The organism is Streptomyces sp. IBSBF 2435 (assembly GCF_036815005.1).
Taxonomy (GTDB): Bacteria; Actinomycetota; Actinomycetes; order Streptomycetales; family Streptomycetaceae; genus Actinacidiphila.
Genome location: NZ_JAJSYW010000335.1, coordinates 1 through 3,327, shown reverse-complemented (window position 1 = coordinate 3,327; position 3,327 = coordinate 1). Strand labels below are relative to the sequence as shown.

3 protein-coding genes and 1 pseudogene are annotated in these 3,327 nt (G+C 71.9%); 1 reads left to right on the top strand and 3 read right to left on the bottom strand.

The genetic code is table 11. The annotated features are described in order from the left end of the window. Window positions 1-215 (bottom strand): annotated as a pseudogene (locus tag V7E46_RS33025) (hypothetical protein); the annotation flags it as partial. 351 nt (window positions 216-566) lie between these two features. Between V7E46_RS33025 and rsgA the strand changes: the two are divergent. Continuing rightward, a complete protein-coding gene (gene rsgA, locus V7E46_RS33020) occupies window positions 567-1,676 on the top strand; it encodes a ribosome small subunit-dependent GTPase A (protein WP_443054424.1) in 1,110 nt (369 codons plus the stop codon). Window positions 1,677-1,755: 79 nt separating this feature from the next. Here rsgA and V7E46_RS33015 read toward each other — a convergent pair whose 3' ends face one another. Together V7E46_RS33015 and V7E46_RS33010 are read right to left on the bottom strand one after the other, a co-directional pair. Beyond that, the gene (locus tag V7E46_RS33015; RefSeq protein WP_329173705.1) at window positions 1,756-1,887 is read right to left on the bottom strand and encodes a hypothetical protein; all 132 of its coding nucleotides are present in this window, start codon (window positions 1,885-1,887) and stop codon (window positions 1,756-1,758) included. A 174-nt stretch (window positions 1,888-2,061) separates the two neighbouring features. Continuing rightward, window positions 2,062-3,102, bottom strand: coding sequence for a LacI family DNA-binding transcriptional regulator (locus V7E46_RS33010; protein WP_333771848.1), 1,041 nt, complete (start codon window positions 3,100-3,102; stop codon window positions 2,062-2,064). Window positions 3,103-3,327 lie beyond the last annotated feature (225 nt).

Here is a 3,327-nt window from a genome sequence, read left to right as displayed (position 1 = left end):
GTGTTGCCGTCGACGGCTGCCGAGGCGGGGGTCCCGGCGTTCTCGGTGGACGAGGCCGTCGCGGTCCTGCCCTGCGACAGCAGGGAAGGCGCGGCGTTGGCGGTGCCGGATGTGGCGGTGATCGCCCCGGCCACTACGACAACGGCCGCCACCAGGGCGGCCAGCAGGGGTCTTCTGCGCCGAACGGCACGCAGGAAGAGGGACAGGAGGCTCATGTGCATCTCCATGGGGGGTGTGTACCTCTTGATGAAGCCGGAGAGCGCTCTCCGGGGGAGTCTCATGCAAGGCCTGATCACTGTCAATGCCCTGTGCGTCGGCGGTAAATGAGTGGCAGCCGGCGCGCGGAGGAGCTACCGTGCCAGGTGTTCGCCGCGGAAGCCGTCAGGGCTGCCGTGCCGGCCGTGATGATGACCAGGGAGGTGTGACCGATGGCTGTCTTTGCACTGGGCGCTGCCCGCATTCAGCAGATCGTGCCTCGCACTCCCGTGGTCTCCGGCTGACCTCTTCCTTCTTCTCTCCGCGCGCGGGGCGCGCGGTGCCGGGGCCACCCGTTCGAAGGGTTTCCCTTGTCTTTCTCTTTTCGTGACGCCTCCTCGCATGCGCTCGTGCCCTACGGATGGGACGACGTATGGGAGACGGAGTTCGCACCGCACGCGGCACAGGGCCTGGTGCCGGGGCGGGTGGTGCGGGTGGACCGCAGCATGTGCGACCTCTTGACCGCGGACGGCCTGATCCGGGCCGACACCTCGCTGGTGACGCCCAACGACCCGATGCGCGTGGTGTGCACCGGCGACTGGGCGGCCGTCGACCGCGACGGCGACCCGCGCTTCGTCCGTACGCTGCTGCCGCGGCGCACCGCTTTCGTACGCTCCACCTCCTCCAAGCGCTCCGAAGGCCAGGTGCTGGCCGCCAACCTCGACCATGTGGTGGTCTGCGTGTCGCTCGCGGCCGATCTCGACCTCGGGCGGCTGGAGCGCTTCTTGTCGCTGGCCTGGGAGAGCGGCGCCGTGCCGCTGGTGGTGCTGACCAAGGCGGACACCCTGGCCGACACCACCCATCTGCTGGCCGACGCCGAGGCCGCTGCGCCAGGTGTGCAGGTGCTGGTGGTCAGCGCGGCCACCGGCGCCGGGCTCGACACGCTGACCGCCGTGCTGACCGGCGGCACGGCGGCGCTGCTCGGCCAGTCGGGAGCAGGCAAGTCCACGCTGGCCAACGCCCTGCTGGGCCGTGAGGTGCAGGAGGTGCGGGCCACCAGGGACGCGGACGGCAAAGGCCGCCACACCACGACCACCCGTGACCTGCTCGCGCTGCCGGACGGCGGGGTGCTCATCGACACGCCGGGGCTGCGCGGTGTCGGGCTGTGGGACGCGCAGGCCGGCGTCGGCCAGGTCTTCGCCGAGATCGGGCAACTGGCCGCCGACTGCCGCTTCCAGGACTGCTCACACCACGCGGAGCCGGGCTGCGCGGTGCTCGCCGCGCTCGACGACGGCACGCTCGCGCACCGGCGGCTCGACAGCTACCGCAAGCTGCTGCGCGAGAACGCCTGGATCGCCTCACGCACCGATCAGCGGCTGCGCGCCGAGATGCGGCGCGAGTGGAAGCTGCGTTCGGCGGCGGGCCGTGAGATGTACCAGCGCAAGCGGGGCGGAGGTGGTGGTCACCGCAGGACGGTCTGACGCACCGCCGTCACCCGGTGTCCCGCGCCTGCGCGGGCGGCGTCACTCCGCCTCCCGCGCACCTGCGAGCCCGGGTGCGTCACCCGGCGCCGCCGTCACGACCGTGGCGGCGGCGCACCGCGATCGGACTGCCGGCGCTCCAGAACGAACCTATGACGCCGACCACCACCAGTGCGACGATCACGATCCCGAGGATCACGGAGTAGGCCATGGCAGTCCTCCTCGTCTCCCGGTGCGGTCTTCACCGCACTCTTACGTTCGCTGCCTGACCGTGACCTTCCCGTTGCTTGACGTTTCCAACCCACAGGGTGGTGAACCGGCTTCACCCTCCGGTGGCGGAACGCCCGTACGGCCTACCGCCGGTGGCCTCCGGCGTACGCCCGGATCAGGCCGAGGCGCGTACCACCAGCTGGGTGGGGGTGACGATCGGCGCCAGGGCTGACGCCCCGTCGGTGCCGGCGGACGGCTCAAGGGCGCGCAGCAGCAGCCGCGCCATCATCCGGCCCATCTCCTCGATGTCCTGCCGGATGGTGGTCAGCGGCGGGTCGGTCCACTCGGCGACCGAGACGATGTCGTCGAAGCCGATCACCGCCACGTCCTGCGGCACCCGCAGCCCGCGCTGCCGCAGCACCCGCAGCGCGCCCGAGGCCATCACGTCGGAGGCGACGAAGACCGCGTCGAGGTCGGGAACCCGCTCCAGCAGCTGCTCCATGGCGCGCGAGCCGCCGTCCGGGGTGAAGTCGCCCTCGGCGATCAGCAGCGGGTCGATGTCCGGCAGCACATCGCGGAAGCCGTCGAGCCGGTCGATCGAGGCGGTCTGGTCCAGCGGGCCGGCGATGTGCCCGACGCGCCGGCGGCCGAGGTTCAGCAGATGGCGCACGGCGTCGCGCGCGCCGCCGCGGTTGTCGCAGTCCACGTAGAGCGTGCTGGGCCCCGAATCGTCCGACCAGCTGGGACGGCCGCCTATGACGGTCGCCACCCCGGCCTTGCGGGCCATCACCGGCAGCGAGTCGTCGTCGTGCAGCGAGAAGATCAGCGCGCCGTCCACGTGCCCGCCGGCCAGATAGCGGCCCACCCGCTCGTAGTCGGCGGTGCCTTCGGTCAGCAGCAGCACCAGCTGGTTGTCGTGCGCGGTCAGCTCCTTGCTGATGCCGCGCACCTGCTGGGCGAAGAAGGGGTCGGCGAAGAACCGGGACTCGGGCTCGGCCACCACGACGGCGACCGCTCCGTTGCGCCGGGTGACCAGGGTGCGGGCCGCCTGGTTGGGCACGTATCCGAGTTCGTCGACGGCCGCGCGGACCCGCTCGACCAGCGGCGCCCGTACGCCCTCGCTCCCGTTGACCACCCGCGAGGCCGTCGCCCGTGACACCCCGGCCCGCGCCGCGACTTCCTCAAGAGTGGGGCGGGCGAACGTCGGGTCGGACACGGTGAGGGCTCCTTCGCGCGCGGATAACAAAAAGTTCCGGGATCGGCACGGACAGCGTAACGGGTTACGCGGCGTTGCGTGAGAGCGCTCTCTTTTTTCAGAGCGTGAGCTTTGCCCCGCGGGGGGCGGCCCGCGGGGCGGGGGTTGCGCCGCTGGAGCCCCCGCCGCGCCGCCGCGTCCTTCCCGGCGGCTTCCTCCGGCTCGCCGGCCGGGTCCTGGTCACCG